Raw genomic sequence first — 19,453 nt, forward strand, 5'->3', positions numbered from 1 at the left:
TTTTTTAATTTTATGCATTGTAAACACTATTTTATGGTGAAAAAAAAAGGGGGCTTTGACTTTGAGTGAGAATGAGGAGGTAAGGAAGAGTTACTCAGATTCTTAATTGTTAAGAATAAAAAATTTTTAGTTCACGAGGTGTGGTTGAAACATTTGTTGGCAAAGAAGGATTGCTTCGTCTTTCATATTATTACAGTTATCACTTTATAATACCGTTATAGAGTTGCAAACAGTAAACTTAAAGAGAGTTTTTACTATCTAAGTAATGAGAAAATAAAGAAAATTCACATAGAGTGGTGCGGACGGCGTGCACGTTTGTGCAACAATTTTTTCTTCCCTTAGAACTCTCTACAATATCACCTGATAGCACAGTTTATCTTTTTTCTGTTTAATAACTAATTGTTTTTATTTTATTTTATTTATTAGATTGCCTTTTATATATAATCTTGGTACCAGATGAAAGTGCTCCAAGTGCAATTCAAAAGGTGGTTTTTAAAAGGTGGTTCGAAGAACGTGATAGACTGTCTGTCTTATCTGTAAAAAATCTATCTAAAGGAAAATATGCTGACAGAGCTGGTTTATGGCTTATCAAAACTACACCAGATCAAGGATGATGGGTTTTTAGGTTTGACCTCAATATAAATACGACGAGAAATGGGATTAGGCTCTTGTCGCAATGTATCTTTAAAAGAAGCACTGTTCAAAGCTTTAGCTTGTCGTGATCTTTTAGATCAAAGAATTGACCCGATTCGCCGAAAACAAAAAGAAAATTTACGTCGAGCAGGGGGGTATTTCTTTACGAGAAATTGCCTCTAGTACTTTTGAAGCCAAAAAAACGAATTGAAAAATGAAGGAAAAGCAGCAAGCTGGTTAACACCTCTTGAGTTACATGTTTTTTCTAAACTTGATGATACGCCAATCATTGAACTGACGCAAATTGATATAAAAGGATGCATTTTTCCCATTTGGAAGACAAAAAACGAAACAGCAAGTAAAGCTCTATCCCCGCTTGAATATAGCTATAAAACATGCGGCGGCACTTGGTATAAATGTAGATATGCAATTAAAAGCAAAAGCTTTATTAGGAAAGTTTATTCAAAATACCCAAAATATTCCAGCTATGCCATGGAAAGAAATGCCTAAGTTTTTTCAATCTTAAAATGATGAGCTTGTATCACATCTAGCTTTAAAACTTCTTATTTTGACGGTTTTTTTTATACCAATCAGGCATATTTAGAGATTTATGGATCAATATGGATTATCCCAAAAGAAAATATGAAGAGAATTGTTGGAAAGGTTTCTGATTTTCATGTGCCGCTTACAGCTGAAGCGTTTGCTGTTATTGAAAAAGCAAAAAAATGGTTTTTTATTTGTTGAGAGTTTTGGAAAGCCTATATCTGATGTAGCACTTCCTAAATTCATGAAAGACAAAGGTTTTGATTATAGACTTCATGGTTTCAGATCGATTCTGCGGGACTGGATAGCAGAGACAACGTTAAAAAGCTTGATGATATGTCTGAAGTATAAGCACAAACGGTGTTACATCTTTTGAAAGATAAACAAAACAGGCAAAAGGTAGAAACAGATTCTACTATACAAGATGCCGATATAGCAACGCCACACGAACAGGGAACGGCGGTGTGAGATGGAACAAAGAACAGCGGAATGGTTTCAAGCAAGGCTAGGGAAAGTCACTGCTTAAAATGTTTACAACGTACTCAGTAAGACAGCAAAAGGTTTTCCTACAAGCAAATATGAAGACTACAAAACGAAACTCATGACAGAACGCTTAATAGAGGAAATAAGCCAATCTTATACAACACCTGCTATGTAATGGGGCATTGAACATGAAGAGAATGCCTTAAGAGAATATGAATTCATTTATGACGCAGAAGTCACAAGATGCGGGTTTATCCCACACCCAAAAATGGAAATGGCGGGGGCAAGTCCTGATGGGTTGATTGGAGAGGACGGTTTAATCGAAGTCAAATGTCCACAATCAACCACGCATTTGCGCTTCTTTATGTATGACGAAATCAAGCCTGAATATATCGCACAGATGCAATTCCAAATGGCATGCACTGGACGCAAATGGTGTGATTTCATGAGCTATAATCCAAACTTTGTAGGCAAATCTACTGGTTTGAGAATGAAAATCAAACGCATCAATCGTGATGAGGAACACATTGAAGAGATTAATAAAGCGGTCGAAATCTTTTTAGGGGAAATAGAACAAGAGATGCAAAAGATTTTGACAAAAGCTGCTTAAACCTATGGGGGTGCTCTCTCCTCCCAGCACCCCCGCCCATTTAATTAATATAAAAAAGAGAAAGGTAATGAGATGATATTTGATGATGGAGATGGATATGTAATAACACGTGAGTGTGCAAAGTTTTTTAGTGTATCCACAACCACGATTCGTAATTGGGTGCTTCAAGGGGGCCAGAGCTATATAAGCTAGGGAGAGCAGTGAGATGGAGAAAGAAAGAGATCTTATCCTTCACTCCAAAGAAAAATAAGGAACAAATTAGCTAAAGTTGTATAAACCGTAGAAGGTGGTCTAAAAGTTGGTCTTAAAATAGCTCTTTAAAGAAAAAATCTATATATTTAATGTGTTAAAGATACAAAATGGTGCCCAAAAGAGGACTCGAACCTCCACGCCTTACGGCACAGGTACCTGAAACCTGCGCGTCTACCAATTCCGCCATCTGGGCTTATAAAATTCATCTAAGCGCATGAAGCAACTCTGTCAATAAAATTATAGAATTTATTTTTTCAGCTTAAAACGATAGCATTGAACTTTTGAGAGAGATCATGATTTTAGAAGTTTAAGGTGTGAGGACTGTCTTTGATAAAATTGTTGAATCCGGATTAAATGTGTAAATAATAGGAATGCCGGTCGCTAATTCTTGAGATATAATTTCCTCACCGGAGAGACCTTCAAGCGCCATAATAAGAGCACGAAGAGAATTTCCATGTGCTGCGATCAAAACAGTTTGGGAGCGCAAAATATGAGGCTGGATATGGTAAAGATAATAAGGCCAGATGCGCGCACCGGTGTCGCGTAGGCTTTCTCCATTCGGGGGTGCAATTGTATAGGAGCGGCGCCACATTTGCACTCGCTCTTGCCCCCATTGTTGGCGTACTTCATCTTTATTTAAACCAGAAAGATCACCATAATTACGTTCATTTAATGCGGGATTTTTTATCACTTCTAAATCTGATTGTCCCATTTGCTCTAAAATGTGCTGAGCGGTTTTTTGAGCACGCTGTAAGGCTGATGTATAAGCGATATCAAACTTCAAACCATATTCTTTCAGTTTTTTTCCTGCTGCTATCGCTTCGGCATGACCTTTTTCTGTTAAATCAGGATCTTTCCAACCGGTAAAAAGGTTTTTGAGATTCCATTCACTTTGTCCATGACGAATTAGTGTAAGTATGCGTCCCATTATGAATTGCCTCTATTCTATTGATTGTTTAAAATTCATTGTTCAATCCCAAAACATCGAACATTGAATAAAGACCGCTTTCATGATTTTGTGCCCATAAAGCTGCTTTTAATGCGCCATTGGCAAAGATAGAGCGTTCTTGCGCTGTATGTGAAAGAACAATGCGCTCATTGGAGCCGGCAAAAATGACACTGTGTTCTCCAACAACTGTCCCACCACGTGAACAGGAAAAGCCAATGGTGCCTTTTTTGCGTTTACCTATATGACCATTGCGTTCGTTGACACGCACATTTTTAAGCATAACATTGCGCCCTTCAGCTGCTGCTTGGCCAAGAAGAAGGGCTGTTCCAGAAGGGGCGTCAACTTTGTTAGCGTGATGCATTTCATAAACTTCGATATCAAAATCATCGGCTTCTAATGCTTTAGCGGCTTTCTTTACAAGGTTGGCTAAAAGATTTATTCCAAGGCTCATATTTCCGGATTTGACAATTGTTGTATATTTCGCAAAATCTGCAATTTTTTCTTCTTCTGTTTTGCTAAATCCTGTGGTGCCAATAATATGGACAAGGCTTTTTTGAGCAGCGTAGTTAGCATAAAGAATACTGGCTTCTGGTTGTGAAAAATCTAAAATACCTTCTGTATTAGAAAAGGCATTTTCGGGATCGTCAGTGATACCAATCCCAAGAGAATCTGAACCAATTAAGGCACTGGCATCTTTTCCTACAAACGGTGAGCCTTTGCGTACAAGAACAGCACAAAGTTCTACATCTCTCCTCTGCTGGATTGTTGTAATGAGTTCACGTCCCATTCTTCCATTTGCACCAACAACTGTAAGGCGCATTTTTATCTCCTTATAATACTTTACTGTGCAGTATAGGCAAATTCTTGCCTTCTTTCCAATGGTTCTTTTTCTTTATAGAAAAATTTTTTTCCTGCTTTAATTTATCTTGTTGTGCTGTAAAATACTGTTGTTTAGAGCAAGTGATATAAGATCTACAAATTTAAATAGAGATGTTTTTCGTTAGAGTGTGTAATGAATATTCCTAAGTAAGGTTTGCTTATGACACCTAAAGGAGATTGTGTATTACTTTACGCTTTTGTTTCTTTCGTTCTTTAAGGGGAGAGCGTTCTTCATGCAAAACAAGATCTCCCAAACAAAATACACCTATGTTGTCAATTCATGCGCTTTTCTTAAAGAAATATTTATCAATTCTTCTAAACTTATTTTATGATAGTGCTCGTGAGTGGTATCACGAGAGAGTATCCATGAATAATATAACATCTATTCTGCACCACTATCTTTATGCTTCATAAATAGAGAAAATTAGCATTATCACGTTTTGTTAGCCTTTAATGTTTTAATAATTCTTGGCACTTAGGCATTTTCATTCTTTTCTTTAATATTCTTTCATTTACCAATTCTATTTGTGACGCATAAGAAAGCGATTTTGATTGTTTTAAATGTGATGAAGGTAATGAGAAAAAGGTATTTGGAATTGATGATTAAAGTAAAAAAACGATTATTTATCATTGTATATAAATATGTTATCCATAAATACAATCACGTAAAAAGGGGGTAAAACAAGGGGCTAACAAGAAGTTGGATTGTTTACACACGAGAGTTGGTCGGATTCTTCATCTTTTAGGAAAGTCAGTTAAAAAAATTGTTATGTTGTAAAAACGCATGATGAGGATTTTTTTATTATAGAGCAAATAGTATATATGTTATGCAATGCGTTTTTTCATATATTGGGGAGACTTGAGGATAACATGCGTTAAGTATTGTTATTTTATTTGCCTAGCTTCTAATGATGCTACAGCTCTTGTATTTAAAGAGAGTCGTTAAAATGCTTTCTTAAATATTTTTTATCCCTGTGCTAATCTTTTTTTGTGACACGATAAGAAAGTATTTTCTTTGATTCAATTATAATGGGTCTTATTCCCTGTTGAATACGATTATAAATCATTATATCGTTTATACGCATGCATAAAAATTCATAAACCTATAAATATCCTTTAGATAAAATATCACTTTTATTTTTGTTTGTGAGAGAAGGCTAGAAATCAAGATCTGCATAGTGAGCACTTGCAACAATTCCGCGGACGCGATCTGTTAAAAGAGAACGAAAAGAAGGGCGTGATTTAATTCTCATATACCAGTCTTTGGCAGCAGGAGATTGTTCCCAGTCAATTTCCCCTAGAAAGTCAAGTACAGAAATAGAAGCTGCTGCTGCTAGATCTGCATAGGACAAGGAAGAACCGACTAAGCTATCGCGAGAGGCACAGAGCCAATTGAGATAGTTCATATGTGGTAAAATATTGGCACGTGCATTGCGTAAAATTTGTGAATTAGGAGCACCACCGCCAATGGCAAGTGGCATTTCACGTTTATGGATTCGTTCTCGTACGATATGGCGCGTTGCTTCATTTTCGAATTTATTTAAGAACCAGTCATTGAGACGGCGTACTTCCGCACGATCTAAAGGATTTTCTGGAAAGAGCTTATTTTCTTGTCGTAAACTTCCATGTGTTTCGTCTAAATATTCGCAGATAACAAGAGGACCTGATAATGGAACCTCGTGTTCATCGAGAAAAACAGGAACATGACCAGCGGGATTGAGGGCTAGAAATTCGTGTCTTCTTGCCCATTCATATTCTTCAATCAGTTGAGTGGTTACACCATATTCCCCAAGAATGAGGCGTATGAAGCGCGAGGCAGAGGATAGGGGAGAGTGAAAAAGTGTCAGCATAATTTACACTATCAAATAGAGTTGAAGAGAATTCTTTCAAGTAATCATTTTTATAAAGATGCTTGACTAGAAGTACAAGATCATTAGTAGCTGCTAGTAATTATAATTAATAAATTGCTAATGACTAGGAATTGTTCTCTTATGCGATGGTTTGCAAAATGGCAGCACGTAATTCTTCTAAACCGATAGCTTTTTCTGAAGAGGTTACAAGAAGCTCAGGATAAGCTGCTGGGCGTTTAAGAAGCTTTGTTTGTGTGCTCATAATTAATTTTTCCAAGGCATTTGATTTGATTTTATCGCTTTTTGTCAAAACAATGTGATAAGAAACAGCTGCTTTATCAAGGAGAGCAAGAACATCTTCATCATTATTTTTGATTCCGTGCCGTGAATCAATTAAGATATATACACGTTTTAACGTTGTGCGCCCCCGTAAATAGCTAAAAATCAAATTTGTCCACGCATCAACAAGATTTTTAGGAGCAGCAGCAAAACCATAACCAGGCATATCTACTAATGCTAGAGGGGGAAGGTCTCCTAGTTGTCCACTGAATCCATCGGGGACAAAATAATTAAGCTCTTGAGTCCGTCCTGGTGTATTTGAGGTACGTGCTAAGCTTTTTTGTTGGACGAGTGCGTTGATTAAAGATGATTTTCCAACATTGGAACGTCCTGCAAATGCAATTTCTGGTGGTCCTTCGGGGGGGAGAAAGCGTATTGCTGGTACACCACGAATAAAAATCCAATTGCGAGAAAAAATTCCAGAAAGGGAAGAATCTCTTGTCATTCATGCACTTCTTTTTTGGGTGATCTTCTCCAGATGGCTTTCAGATTATCAAAAAGCTCAATTTTAACTCCTTGGCGCTTCATCATGATACCTTGCTGAATGATTGATAATATATTGTTCCATGCCCAATAGATGACGAGACCAACAGGGAAAGAGGCGAGCATAAAAGTAAAGACAACAGGCATCCATGTGAATATCATCGCTTGGGTTTGGTCTTGAGGAGCGGGATTCATACGCATTTGTAAAAACATCGTTATTCCCATAATCAAAGGCCATGCACCAATCATAAGAAATGTTGGCGTTGTATATGGCAAGAGACCAAACAAGTTAAAAAGAGAAGTTGGATCGGGTGCCGCTAAATCTTTAATCCAGCCAAAGAAAGGGGCATGGCGCATTTCAATAGTGATATAGAGAACTTTATAAAGAGCAAAGAATATTGGGAATTGAACCAACATTGGCCAACAGCCTGCAAGGGGATTTATTTTTTCGGTTTTATATAGATCTATTATTGCCTTTTGTTGTTTGGTTTGGTCATCGGGATACTTTTCTTTTATTTCTAGCAACCGCGGTTGTAAAAGCTTCATGCGTGCCATAGATTTATAAGATTTATTGGCTAGAGGGAAAAGAAGAGTTTTTAAGAGAACTGTGACAAGAAGGATGGCGATACCAAAATTCCCTGTTTGTTTATAAAGAATATCAATGAGGGAAAACATTGGTTTGGTGATGAAATCAAACCAGCCCCAATCAATTAAAAGAGCAAACTTTTTGATTTTTAGGTCATTTTGATAATTATTAATAATTTCAACTTGTTTTGCACCAGCAAAAAGACGATTTGTAACAGTTTTTGTTTCATTTGGGGCAATCGTTAAAAGCGACCCTAGCAAGTCAGACTGATAATGCGTTTGCAAACGATCAAAATAAATAAAACGGCTTGTATATTCTTTATTTTGCGGGGGAATAACTGCTACAGCCCAATATTTATCGGTAATACCAATCCAACCTCCTGTTACTTTGGAAAAAGTCATGCTTTTTTGCCCATTATCAGGATTTGGGTCAAGCTCTGCTAAGGTTTTATATTTTTCAGTTTTGAGCGAATCTCCTGCAATACCTATCATACCTTCATGAAGTAAATAGGTTGCATTTGTATGTTCTGGTGGTGCAGCACGTGCAACGCGAGCATAGGACGAGAGATGTATTGGTTGATCGCTTTCATTGCTGATAGAATCCTCAATGGTAAACATGAAATGATTATCAACAGAAAGGGTCCGCCGGAAGATTTGTCCCTGTCCATTATTATAAATTAAAGTGATGGGTGTTGAAGGAGTCAGGATTGTATTGTTTCCCTCTATTTGCCATTTTGTATCCGATTGTGGCAAGGCTTTTGCTGGCAAAGACGCACTTGCAAAACCAAATTCAGCAAGGTAGGTCGTTTTGAAACCTTTAGGATTTAGCAAATCGATTTCCGGTGATTTTTTATCGACTGTTAAACGATATTTTTTGAGGTGAAGATCATCAAATTGTGCACCAACAAGATTAATAGAGCCTTCCAGTTCATTGGTTTTGATCGCAATACGTTCTGTTTTGTCCAATACAGCTTTCCGGATTTCAGGTGTCATGGGCTGTTCGATGATAGATGTAGCTTGATACGTTGAGGTATCGTCAGAAAAATCCGTTGTGGTAGTAGAAAGGGCTGATTGTTGTTTTGACAATTGCTGTGTGACGACTTGTTGTTTTTGTAACTTTGCTTGTTTGGGAGCAACATGAAGAAATTGCCATGCGATGAGCACTACGAAAGATAAGCCAATAGCGATAAAGAAATTGCGGTTATATTCCATCCGTACACCCTTGTTGTTGTTGCTGATGTTTTATTTTTGGTTTTATTCGCCGATTTAATTCACTAATCAAGGATGTAAAAGGTGCATGTAACACATCACGGTACGCTACAATGACATAGTCTGTTCCTGCTTCCATGTGGTTTGTTACACCAACTCTCACGGCTTCACGCAAGCGCCTTTTAATACGATTACGTTTCACAGCATTACCGTTTTTACGGGTAACAGTGAAGCCTACACGTGCAAAAAGAGAATCTTTTCTTTCTGTTGTTTGTTCACGAGATTTAACTTCGAGCAAAAATAAAGGACCACGTCGTTTTTCTCCTGTACGGACAGCCAAAAAGTCTGCTCTTTTGCGAATACGGCAGGGATGTTTTTTCTTCATAAAAGAATATTTCGCAATTTCATTAAATGCCTGCAAGCAGACATTGTAGGTTCATAATAAAAGTGTCACAACGAAGAAACGATGAGCAATCCTCAACGGTTGTGAAAATTTAAATGGTTAAGCAGAAAGCCGCTTACGTCCACGAGCACGTCTTGCAGCAATAACTTTACGTCCTCCAGCTGTGGCCATGCGTGCACGAAACCCATGGCGGCGTTTACGGACAAGTTTAGAGGGTTGGTAAGTACGTTTCATTTATTTAAATACCGCGGAGTGCGGCCCTTCTTAATTTTCGTTTTATGAGTAGTTATGCGCGAGATAAACAATTTTATCCTATCATACGGCTGTTAACCCATAAGGAAAAATATAAAAAAAGTCAATCTTAGATTGTTTTTCTCTCTCTTGAAAGAATACAAAACACCTTGATAACTATCTGTGATGCTTTTTTACAATACTGTAGGAGTGTTAGAAAATAACGATTGAATCTACAGAACATAAATGGCTAGGGACTTAAAGAATTAAAGAAGGTGTGACTGATTACTGTATGCTCAATTTAAAATATCCTTTAAGATTAAGAGTTTTTTCAGTTTTTTTTACAAAATTTTTATCAGAATATTTATTAAAGTGGTTGTAGCACAAACGTGATTGATAGGATTTTATAGCAGATTTTATGTTTGAGCTTCTTTATTTTAAGGATGGTTTCATATTTTTAAAGAGATAAGAGATGTATACTTTATAATGCTGAGTAAAGTAGAAAATTATCAAGTGATGAACCTTGTAAGTATTTTTCGTTCTTATGCTTATATTTGCTGGTATTTTTATAGAGAGGAAAGAACATGGATCTTATCACAAGTGAGGCTGTCCGTAACGTATTACGTACAATCAAAGGACCAGATCTTGAAAGCGATATTGTGTCGTTGGGTCTTCTTTCAGAAATATTAATTGCTGATGGTAAGGTTTTCTTTTCCATTACAGTTCCTGATGGAGGTGTGCAAGAATGGGAATCATTGCGTCGTTCTGCTGAAAAGGTGGTATGTGCTTTGGAGGGAGTGAAATCTGCTGTTGTTACACTTACAGCAGAAAAAATAACAAAGACAGCACCTAGTCGAAGAGCAAATCTCTTACCGATCAAAATGCCCATAGAAGGTGTGCGGCATGTGATTGCTGTTGCTTCTGGAAAAGGAGGGGTCGGAAAATCTACGATGGCAATAAATATCGCCTTAGCTTTACAAGATTCTGGTTTCAAGACGGGGGTGATGGATGCTGATATTTATGGTCCTTCGTTGCCACGTTTGACAGGACTTGTTAATCAAAAACCACAGCTTATTGGAGAAAAAAAGATTCAACCTCTTGAAAAATTTGGACTTAAATTGATGTCGATGGGATTTTTGGTTGAGGAAGAAAAGCCGGTAGTATGGCGTGGTCCTATGGTTATGGCAGCTGTAACGCAATTGTTACGAGATGTTGTATGGGGGCCTCTGGACGTTTTAGTCGTTGATATGCCGCCCGGTACAGGGGATGCACAATTAACGCTTGCCCAACAGGTACAATTAACAGGTGCGTTGGTTGTCTCTACGCCCCAAGATCTTGCTTTAGTGGATGCACGTAAAGCAATAGAAATGTTCATGAAAGTTAATGTTCCTATTTTAGGACTCATTGAGAATATGAGTTATTTTATCGCTCCTGATACGGGAAAACGCTATGATATTTTTGGCTATGGTGGTGCACGGGCAGAAGCGGAACGTCGAGAAGTCCCTTTCTTAGCGGAAATACCGCTTGATGCAGCTTTACGATTTTCTTCAGATGAAGGAATCCCTATTTTTGTTGCTAAGCCTAGTGAAGAGCATGCTAAACTATATCGTAAAATTGTTGATCAAATAAAAAATCAACTCTTTTGAATGGGGGGGATGTTATAAGAGAGTTTATTAAAACACAATCATGAAAGACATAAAAATAGTCGCTTCTTTGTAAGAGGAAGTTTTAATGTGTGAATGGAGTATATAGGTTAAATAAACAAAAAATTATTCATGCGTTTGGATAACCTGAAGGGGAACAAAATTGAAGAGCTAGAGCTGTGAGGTAGAAAAAAATATTGGACTTGAGGCAAAAAGAAGAAGACCGAAAATAAAAATAATTTAGAAAAATTGTAAAAGGTTGTAAAAAATATTTTAATAATCAATTTTTTCATAAAAAAGCATTTTTTGATGTGAGTTTTCTTGATATACATCTTCAACATTTAGTTTTTTCTTATTGAGATGATAAAAATATTGGTCAAGTCTTTTTAGAAGCATTCATTTTTTGCAAAGTAGCTTCAAGAGCCATTGTTAAAGCATTCTTTCCCCCTTGTTGAGAAAAGTAATTTGACAAAAATTCATTTGTTCCACCCTTTGTTGAAAACTCTTTTTCAAGCAGTGCAAAATCGAGAGATACAGAACGATCCGTTGCTATAGTTTTACGCATTTCATCTGTAAGATTTCCAAACATCATGGTAAGGAATTCTGCTGATTGTTGTTTTTTTAACCCTTGTGTTATAAACCATTGATGGGCAGTTTTTATAAAATTAAAATATACTCCCATAAGTGAACCAGCTGTCATAAAAAGATTAAACTGCTCTTCCTTATCCAGCACCAATGTGCCCCCCAATGCATCAAATAAAGTGCGCAAAAAGGGATGATTGGGATAGATTGGTGTCAAATTTTTGCATTCTGCAACAAAAGGTAATGGAACAGCACGATAAACTTTATGATTAATCCACTCTTCTATTTCTGCTGCTTTTGCCATAGCAAGTACGGAAATAACCAGCTGTTCTGGACGAAAACAAAGAGAGCGCAAAACGTCTTCTGCAATTTGATTGGGCAAGCAAAGAAAAACACAATCACTAACATCGAGCAACGCTTGGTTATTTTCAGCAATCATAACTTTATCATAAGTGCGTGAAAGGCGCTTTGCTGTTTGTGCATTGCGAGGCGAAACAATAATGGAAGAAACATCAAAGTTGCTTGTCATTAAGCCATTCACCATTGAAGCACTGATTGTACCCGTTCCCAAAAAGCCAAGTCTCATTATCTATTTCTCAGTTTCATATTTTAAAAGGAATTTCAATCAACATCTCAGGTGTTTTAACTAACATAAACGCTAATTGAAGAAGCAACACATAACATAGCAAGAATAATCAAAACCAAATAGATTTTGGGCTTGTCAAAGAGAACGGCAAAAGCAGAAAACCAACCAACAACAGCTGCGGCTAATGCAAATAAAAAACCTGGTTTATTCATAAGCACAATATGCATTGCCATTAAACCACCAATAATTAGCGCTCCAAAAATGATGAGCAAACCTGTTGCAAACTTTTCATAATCATCCATATTTCGCTCCTTATAGCGCTCAATTATTACACACTTTTTAACGCATATGCACATAAAAACGAAATGTTTTTTATTGAATATGGTTAAAACGGGGGTGCCGTTTATTGATCAGATGTAAAAAATGCAGGGATATGCTGTGGCCAACGCCAAGGTAAAATTGCAATTAAATCAAAGCGTACAGACAAAAGGGCATAATCTTTTTGCCGTGCGAGCCAAATATCGGCAGCTGCCTCAATTCGCTTTTCATTCATTCGGGAAACCGCTTCCATTGCTTCAGCCAACGTTGAACGTGCTTTAACTTCAACGATTAACACAAGATTTCCGCGTCGTGCAATTAAATCAATTTCTCCACATTTTGTTTTAAAACGCCTTTCGGCAATGTGAAACCCTTTGCAACGTAGCCACAAAGCTGCCAATTTTTCTGCACGAACCCCTCGATAAAAAGACTTTTGTCTGCGTTTTTTTTGTATCATTTTACGCATTTTTTAAAAAGATTAATCGCTGAAAAAGTTCCTGCTTTTTAAAACCGGTTTTTTTTGCAACAAAAGCTGCCGCTTGAGCAGCAGAATGTGTCCGTGCGCGTTCTAATAGCATTTCATCAATTTCTTGATCACTTATCACATTTAAAGAAGAAGATGATTCTCCAACAAGGACAACAATTTCCCCACGAATATGTGCTTGTTTTCTGTAATTTTCTAACAAATTTCCCAAATTGGAAACATCTACTGTTTCAAACTTTTTTGTTAATTCACGACAAATGGCAGCAGGTCGATCAGCCGAAAAAAGAGTGACCATATCCTGTAAAGTTTCAACAAGACGATGCGGTGATTCATAAAAAATCAAAGTTGCTGGAATCTCTTTTAATTGTTCCAACCGTTTTCGGCGCTGTAGCTTTCGTGCACTCAAAAAACCTGCAAAAAAAAAGCTATCAGTAGGAAGCCCTGTCGGTATAAGAGCGGCTAAAAGAGCGGATGCTCCAGGAATAGGAATAATTTTATGACCAGCTTTACGGGCCTCTTCCACCAATCGAAATCCAGGATCAGAAATAAGTGGTGTTCCGGCATCTGAAACAAGTGCTACTGTTTTGTTTTCTGCTAAAGCCGCTAAGAGCTTCGGACCCGCTTTTTGCGCATTATATTCATGATAGAGAAAAGGTTTTTTTTGAATACCGTAACGTTCCAACAAAACACGTGTTACTCGCGTATCCTCACACGCTAAAATATCAATTCCTGCAAGTACTTGCAAAGCACGAAGCGTAATATCTGCAAGATTTCCGATAGGTGTTGCCACAAGATAAAGCCCTGATTCTATAACGGGTGCAGAATAAGCATGCGCACCTATAAAATATGCTTTTTCACACATGCTCTTTTCTTTTCATTAAATTCTCCTCACCACAAGATTTTTATCCATACTCATAAGCCATTTTAGCTCATTTTTTACCAGCACATTTTTTATCATTACAAAGGCTTACCTTATTCGAATAATCGATTACACTACAATAAGATAATTTCATATTTAATATCTTAATTTAACATTATTATCTATTTTGATCCGCGTTATTTTTTCCAGTAAAACAAATTCCAAATGTAACCAATATTCTATCTACCCCATGATTTTCTATAAAGTTTTTCCTTCGAGAACCAAAAAACAATTTTACCCAATGTTATAATCTCATGCTTGTTTGTGCTCTTTTAAAAGCTAAGCTTTTTAGATTATTTCCATAACGCCGATTTTTCAAATATTCTATTGATATCCAAACTGTTTTTCTGAGCAAATGTAAACAGCCCCTTTTGAAACACATACAGTTAACTGGCAGCTGACTTGATCAAATATAAGCTCTTATCAGCAAAATACTTTATTTTTTCATATTCTCTACAGCTTTAACAGTATACAGTATAATGAGTACCTTAGAAAAGTTTAAGGCTAAATTTTATCTTAAACATTTGATTTATAATAGAAAATTTATTATTTTGCCTATTAATTAGGAGCTTTAAATATCGTAACATTATCTCAGCTCTTCTTATAGTCAATTAATCAAAATCATTTTTGTGCATCTTGAAACCTCCTTAAAACAAAGATTATCGCCTCATTGGAGATCGCAGAGAAAATAATGCTGTTAGCTTGTACTTTTTATTTCATAAATATGGAACTGTTCGTTCACAGGATTGCGTTATACCTTTTTCGGATAGTGTCGCAAAATTATTGTTTGATATGAGAGCTATCTCTTAAAAACAAGCCCATGACTGAACAACACAAGTCTGCTTTAATTTTGGATACCTTATTTTTTCTGAAGGATATGCTCCCATAAAAAAACGTAAGTAATAAAAGCGGGGACAATACGTTATCTCTTCTTTTTAGAGGATATTGTGATGCTTTTGAAAGTTTTAAAACCGAATGGACAGATGATAGTAAAGAGGAAAACAGTTTTTTCCTTTCAGATTTGATGTTCTTGCTAAATGAAGCTGTATTTTCGTTTCAGAGATTACTCAAATAGAATATGCAATATTTTTGCTCTAGCTACAAAAGCTGGAACGGCGTGCAGAGCTTTCATTCACCTTAATCTTTCTTTTAAATATACCACTTGTGTTCAATTTGGATGTTGATTTACAAGCAATAGCGAAAGCACAAGCTTTATAAAAAAAACAACTCTATAAAACGCGTCATAGAGTGGTCATGAAAGCTATTTTGTTTTTTATCAGGTGTTTTGCTAATAGCGATAGTCTCCATGGCTTGGCATCTGCTTATTCTTACGGTATTTGTACACATTCATTGCAGTATATTGGTAAGGTTAGATGCAAGGCGATTATCCTTGATGCAAAAATAAAAGGTTAATGTGAGATTAAAGATTTTTTCGTGTCATTATCAGTAGAAACATTATAAAGGGCTTGAACAAGCATGCTCTTTATCTCTTTATCTCACAATGTTTTTTCTACATTCATTCGTGGTTTTTCTTGAGTGAGCATTACTTGGCAAGTGCAGGAGAAAAAATAAACTTGAATTGTACCTCCGTAGGTTTTGCTCTTGGCTAGTTAAAACGACTGATGTTTCTTATGAGAGGGCTAAAAGCATTTTGGATCATATGGGAGAGGGGGTAAAGTAGAACGGGCTTATTTTCCTTCAGGTTTTCGAGAACCGCGGCTGTTCCTTTATCGCAGAATTGTCAAGAATATATTTATTATTGTTTTGTCATTTAAATAAAAAAATTTTGATAAAAATATGTTATGTTTTTCTATTGAAAAAATTCATGCGGTGAAGAGAGTATTTTATATGAGAATAGAGTTCTTTTTACATTGTGAAAGAACGTATGCAGGAAGGTGATTGATAGATTTCTGATCTGAGGGAAATATTTTTATCCATTGCGTTTTGTATATTTCAATTTTAGGAAAATGAACAATGATTATACATTGGGGAATTACATATTGGGATAGAAGGGGCCCTCATTGCCTTGCGGACAGATCCAAGTGATATTTTGGTTTGGATCTTTGATATCGCATGTTTTACAATGTATGCAATTTGAAGCGTTTATCATATAAGTCAGATGATCATTATCCTCTAGCCACTCGTAGACAGCGGCGGGACAATAGCGTGTAGAGGGTCCTCCATAGATTGCATATTCAGAGTCCTTTTGCTTTTTTAATGAGGCTATTTTTAAATGACAAGGTTGATTTTCTTCATGATGCGTATTGGAAAGGGCAACACTTGAAAGGCGATCAAAGGTTACAACGCCATCTGGTTTTGGGTAAGAAATGGGTTGAAATTTTTCTGCTGGTTCAAGGCATGCATAATCTTCCTTTCCGTGGGAGAGTGTTTTAAATAAGGAAAATCCGAACAGTTGTTGCCACCACATATCAAAACCAGCAAGTTTAATTCCATATTTTGTCCCATATTTTGCCCAGAGCGGTTTGGCATTTCGCACTTTATAAAGATCTTTGCCAATGAGCCCTTTTCGCCACTGTTCTTCGATTTCTTTAACCTCATCATGGGCACGCCCTTGTGCAAGAGCGGTAGCCATTTTATCGGCAGCTAATATGCCAGATAAGATGGCATTGTGTGATCCTTTGATACGAGGAACATTGACAAATCCAGCAGAGCAGCCAATAAGCGCCCCACCAGGAAAGGTGAGTTTTGGTACAGATTGCCAACCTCCTTCGCTGATAACACGTGCACCATAGGAAAGACGTTTTGCGCCTTTAAAGATTTTATAGAGTTTTGGATGTGTTTTAAAACGTTGAAATTCTTCAAAGGGAGAAAGATAAGGATTTTTGTAATCTAAGTGCACAACAAAACCGACAGAAATGATATTGTTTTCTTGGTGATAAATAAAGCCACCGCCACCGGTATTATTGTCTAGGGGCCAACCAGTGAAATGTTGTACTAAACCGCGTTGGTGTTTGTTGGGGGCAATTTCCCAGAGCTCCTTGAGACCAAGACCAAATTTTTGTGGTTCTCGATTTTTGCTAAGATTAAAATGTTGTATCAGTTGTTTTGCAATTGAGCCGCGTGCTCCTTCCGCAATCAGAGTATATTTTGCTAATAAAGCCATCCCAGGCATATAATTTTTTCCAGGGGTTCCATCTTTGTTAAGCCCCATATCACCGGTGAGAACACCAATGATAGCTCCGTTATCTTTTTGGATGATGGGTTCTGTTGCTGCAAAACCAGGATAGATTTCAACACCCAACGCTTCAGCTTTTTTGCTTAGCCAGCGGCAGACGCTCCCAAGCGAAACGATATAACATCCGTTATTTGATAAGATTTTAGGGTGCAAAATATTGGGAAATACTGTGGACTTTTGAGGCTTTAGAAAAAAAAATTGGTCCTGTGTGACAGGGGTTGTAAAGGGATGGTCGTTATCATTTCGCCATTCTGGTAAGAGTGTGTCGATACCAATGGGGTCAACAACTGCGCCAGAGAGAATATGTGCACCAACTTCGGTCCCTTTTTCAACAATTGTGACAGAAAGCTCAGGATTAATTTGTTTAAAACGAATTGCGGCAGAAAGCCCTGCTGGTCCTGCTCCGACAATGACTATGTCAAACTCCATACTTTCACGTTGGTCATGCAGAAGTGCTTTCATGGCTTATAAAGCTTTCTCCAATTCTGGAATAATTTGGTGGAGATCACCTACAAGGGTGTAATCGGCAATTTGCATGATGGGAGCTTCTTCATCTTTATTAATGGCAACAATAATTTGTGCATCCATTATACCGGCTACATGCTGGATTGCACCGGAAATGCCAACGGCGATATAGAGTTCAGGGGCAACGACTTTTCCTGTTTGTCCAATTTGCCAATCATTGGGAGCATAGCCTGCATCCACTGCTGCGCGGCTGGCACCTAAAGCAGCATTTAATTTGTTTGCAAGAGGAAGAAGCAGGGCCATAAATTTCTCTTGAGAACCAAGACCACGCCCGCCTGATATAATAACACGTGCTGAGGTGAGCTCAGGACGATCACTTTTGTTTGTCTCTGCTTTTACGAAAGAAGAAAGATTTGGATTGGGAGCTGGTGTTATTGTTTTAATGGGAGCAGAATTATTTTGGGAAGGCGTTGGGGTGAAAGAAGCGGTGCGAACTGTTATAATCTTTTTATAATCATTGGTGCGTACAGTTTCAAATGCATTGCCTGCATAAATTGGTCGTTTGAAGGTATTGGGTGAAAGAATGGCGGTAATATCTGAAATTTGCATAAGATCAAGAAGAGCTGCTACGCGCGGCATCACATTTTTCCCAGTACTGCTGGATGCTGCCATGATCACATCATAATCCTTTGCTAACATGAGAATTGTATCTGACATAGGTTCGGCAAGTTGATGGGCTAAATAGTCTGCTTTTGCAATAAGAACTTGCCGCACACCATTAAGTTTAGCACTATTTTCCGCTATCGTTTGAATTTTTTCTCCGCAAACCAGAATATCGATATCATTACTGAGTACGCGTGCAGCGGTGAGTGCTTTTGCTGTTTCTTCTGTATTATGATCGGCCAATAAAAGAATTGCCATAAGTTTTTGCCCTTTTATGTGAGTGTTGCTTTTACTCTAGTGGTGAGAATATTAAATGCAGTTCTTCTGTTTTAAGGCTCTGACAAGTTCTACTACATTTGCCACTTTTATACCGGATTGACGGGGTTTTGGCTCTTCAACGCTTAAAATTATTAAGCGTGCTTTCGTATCGACGCCAAGATCAGTAAGAGATTTTTGTTCAATGATTTTCTTTTTTGCTTTCATGATATTGGGGAGAGAGGTGTAACGCGGTTCATTGAGCCGTAGATCGGCGGTCATAACCATGGGAAGGGGAAGACAAAGGGTTTGTGTTCCATTATCAACTTCACGAGTAACTGTAGCATGCCCATTTTCTATGTTAAGATGTGAGGCAAAAGTTGCTTGTCCCCACCCAAGAAGAGCAGCGAGCATTTGTCCTGTTTGGTTGCTATCGTCATCAATTGCTTGTTTTCCTAAAAAGACCATGTCGGGTTTTTCTTCATCAACAATGGTTTTGAGAATCTTAGCAATTGCTAAGGGTTCAAGTGTTTGATCCGTTGTGACAAGAAGTGCGCGATCAGCTCCCATTGCAAGTCCTGTTCGTAGAGTTTCTTGAGCTGCTTCTGGGCCAATTGAAACAAGAAGAACTTCTGAAATTTTACCGGATTCTTTTTGGCGAATGGCCTCCTCCACGGCTATCTCATCAAAAGGATTCATAGACATTTTTACGTGAGACAGATCAACGCCTGTACTATCCGGTTTGACGCGTATCTTGATGTTATAATCAACAACACGTTTGACAGCGACAATTATCTTCATAATGATCCTCTTTGTTTGTATGTTACAAGTTTATAGCAATACTCATAAGAAACCAAATTGTTTAGAATGAAGTCTCAATTTATAACTTGTGT

17 protein-coding genes, 1 tRNA gene and 2 pseudogenes are annotated in these 19,453 nt (G+C 37.4%); 5 read left to right on the forward strand and 15 right to left on the reverse strand.

Features of this window, described 5'->3' with window-relative positions; translation table 11 throughout:
• Positions 1-840: 840 nt before the first annotated feature.
• The 3 genes and pseudogenes from ACFIMI_RS06120 to ACFIMI_RS06130 all read left to right on the forward strand — a co-directional run bounded on the left by ACFIMI_RS06120 (position 841) and on the right by ACFIMI_RS06130 (position 2,535).
• The gene (locus ACFIMI_RS06120) at positions 841-1,143 is read left to right on the forward strand and encodes a hypothetical protein (RefSeq protein ID WP_375613491.1); all 303 of its coding nucleotides are present in this window, start codon (positions 841-843) and stop codon (positions 1,141-1,143) included.
• A 502-nt stretch (positions 1,144-1,645) separates the two neighbouring features.
• Positions 1,646-2,269 (forward strand): annotated as a pseudogene (locus ACFIMI_RS06125) (lambda exonuclease family protein).
• Between the two features lie 72 nt (positions 2,270-2,341).
• Positions 2,342-2,535 (forward strand): annotated as a pseudogene (locus ACFIMI_RS06130) (helix-turn-helix transcriptional regulator).
• Between the two features lie 94 nt (positions 2,536-2,629).
• On the opposite strand, the gene ACFIMI_RS06135 reads toward ACFIMI_RS06130, so the two are convergent.
• The 8 genes from ACFIMI_RS06135 to rpmH all read right to left on the reverse strand — a co-directional run bounded on the left by ACFIMI_RS06135 (position 2,630) and on the right by rpmH (position 9,452).
• Positions 2,630-2,714 (reverse strand) — tRNA-Leu (locus ACFIMI_RS06135).
• A 114-nt stretch (positions 2,715-2,828) separates the two neighbouring features.
• Positions 2,829-3,449, reverse strand: a complete 621-nt coding sequence (locus tag ACFIMI_RS06140; RefSeq protein ID WP_375613492.1) for a 2,3-bisphosphoglycerate-dependent phosphoglycerate mutase — start codon at positions 3,447-3,449, stop codon at positions 2,829-2,831.
• Positions 3,450-3,477: 28 nt separating this feature from the next.
• Entirely contained in the window at positions 3,478-4,290 is an 813-nt protein-coding gene (dapB, locus tag ACFIMI_RS06145) for a 4-hydroxy-tetrahydrodipicolinate reductase (RefSeq protein ID WP_375613493.1), read from the reverse strand.
• A gap of 1,216 nt (positions 4,291-5,506) precedes the next feature.
• Positions 5,507-6,199, reverse strand: coding sequence for a glutathione S-transferase family protein (locus ACFIMI_RS06150; RefSeq protein WP_375692345.1), 693 nt, complete (start codon positions 6,197-6,199; stop codon positions 5,507-5,509).
• 139 nt (positions 6,200-6,338) lie between these two features.
• Positions 6,339-6,983 carry a ribosome biogenesis GTP-binding protein YihA/YsxC gene (gene yihA / locus ACFIMI_RS06155; protein WP_375652905.1) on the reverse strand — a complete coding sequence of 215 codons (645 nt, stop codon included), beginning with the start codon at positions 6,981-6,983 and terminating at the stop codon, positions 6,339-6,341.
• On the reverse strand, positions 6,980-8,818 hold the full coding sequence (gene yidC, locus ACFIMI_RS06160; RefSeq protein ID WP_375689359.1) for a membrane protein insertase YidC: 1,839 nt from the start codon (positions 8,816-8,818) through the stop codon (positions 6,980-6,982). The genes yihA and yidC overlap by 4 nt, the downstream gene beginning before the upstream one ends.
• Positions 8,808-9,200 carry a ribonuclease P protein component gene (rnpA, locus tag ACFIMI_RS06165; protein ID WP_375612257.1) on the reverse strand — a complete coding sequence of 131 codons (393 nt, stop codon included), beginning with the start codon at positions 9,198-9,200 and terminating at the stop codon, positions 8,808-8,810. The genes yidC and rnpA overlap by 11 nt, the downstream gene beginning before the upstream one ends.
• Before the next feature lie 117 nt (positions 9,201-9,317).
• A complete protein-coding gene (gene rpmH / locus ACFIMI_RS06170) occupies positions 9,318-9,452 on the reverse strand; it encodes a 50S ribosomal protein L34 (RefSeq protein ID WP_005864709.1) in 135 nt (44 codons plus the stop codon).
• A 581-nt stretch (positions 9,453-10,033) separates the two neighbouring features.
• On the opposite strand from rpmH, the gene ACFIMI_RS06175 reads away from it, so the two are divergent.
• Positions 10,034-11,095 (forward strand): Mrp/NBP35 family ATP-binding protein, encoded by a 1,062-nt coding sequence (locus ACFIMI_RS06175; protein WP_375692346.1) that lies wholly within the window; start codon positions 10,034-10,036, stop codon positions 11,093-11,095.
• Between the two features lie 373 nt (positions 11,096-11,468).
• On the opposite strand, the gene ACFIMI_RS06180 is transcribed toward ACFIMI_RS06175, so the two are convergent.
• From ACFIMI_RS06180 to rsmI, 4 genes are all read right to left on the reverse strand, one after another.
• The gene (locus ACFIMI_RS06180; protein ID WP_375613497.1) at positions 11,469-12,260 is read right to left on the reverse strand and encodes a pyrroline-5-carboxylate reductase; all 792 of its coding nucleotides are present in this window, start codon (positions 12,258-12,260) and stop codon (positions 11,469-11,471) included.
• 56 nt (positions 12,261-12,316) lie between these two features.
• The gene (locus ACFIMI_RS06185) at positions 12,317-12,562 is read right to left on the reverse strand and encodes a hypothetical protein (RefSeq protein ID WP_375612261.1); all 246 of its coding nucleotides are present in this window, start codon (positions 12,560-12,562) and stop codon (positions 12,317-12,319) included.
• A 101-nt stretch (positions 12,563-12,663) separates the two neighbouring features.
• Entirely contained in the window at positions 12,664-13,032 is a 369-nt protein-coding gene (locus tag ACFIMI_RS06190; RefSeq protein ID WP_375613510.1) for a YraN family protein, read from the reverse strand.
• Between the two features lie 4 nt (positions 13,033-13,036).
• Positions 13,037-13,924: a 16S rRNA (cytidine(1402)-2'-O)-methyltransferase gene (rsmI, locus tag ACFIMI_RS06195; protein WP_375613498.1), complete on the reverse strand. Its 888-nt coding sequence runs from the start codon at positions 13,922-13,924 to the stop codon at positions 13,037-13,039.
• Between the two features lie 1,311 nt (positions 13,925-15,235).
• Between rsmI and ACFIMI_RS06200 the strand changes: the two genes are divergently transcribed.
• Entirely contained in the window at positions 15,236-15,394 is a 159-nt protein-coding gene (locus ACFIMI_RS06200) for a hypothetical protein (protein WP_375638534.1), read from the forward strand.
• Positions 15,395-15,974: 580 nt separating this feature from the next.
• Here ACFIMI_RS06200 and ACFIMI_RS06205 read toward each other — a convergent pair.
• The 3 genes from ACFIMI_RS06205 to ACFIMI_RS06215 are packed head-to-tail and all read right to left on the reverse strand — an operon-like array spanning position 15,975 to position 19,361.
• A complete protein-coding gene (locus tag ACFIMI_RS06205) occupies positions 15,975-17,639 on the reverse strand; it encodes a 4Fe-4S dicluster domain-containing protein (RefSeq protein WP_375647183.1) in 1,665 nt (554 codons plus the stop codon).
• Positions 17,640-17,642: 3 nt separating this feature from the next.
• Positions 17,643-18,563 carry an electron transfer flavoprotein subunit alpha/FixB family protein gene (locus ACFIMI_RS06210; protein ID WP_375613500.1) on the reverse strand — a complete coding sequence of 307 codons (921 nt, stop codon included), beginning with the start codon at positions 18,561-18,563 and terminating at the stop codon, positions 17,643-17,645.
• 51 nt (positions 18,564-18,614) lie between these two features.
• The gene (locus ACFIMI_RS06215; protein ID WP_375628246.1) at positions 18,615-19,361 is read right to left on the reverse strand and encodes an electron transfer flavoprotein subunit beta/FixA family protein; all 747 of its coding nucleotides are present in this window, start codon (positions 19,359-19,361) and stop codon (positions 18,615-18,617) included.
• Positions 19,362-19,453 lie beyond the last annotated feature (92 nt).

It is taken from the genome of Bartonella sp. AP4SXKL (assembly GCF_042195845.1).
GTDB lineage: Bacteria > Pseudomonadota > Alphaproteobacteria > Rhizobiales > Rhizobiaceae > Bartonella.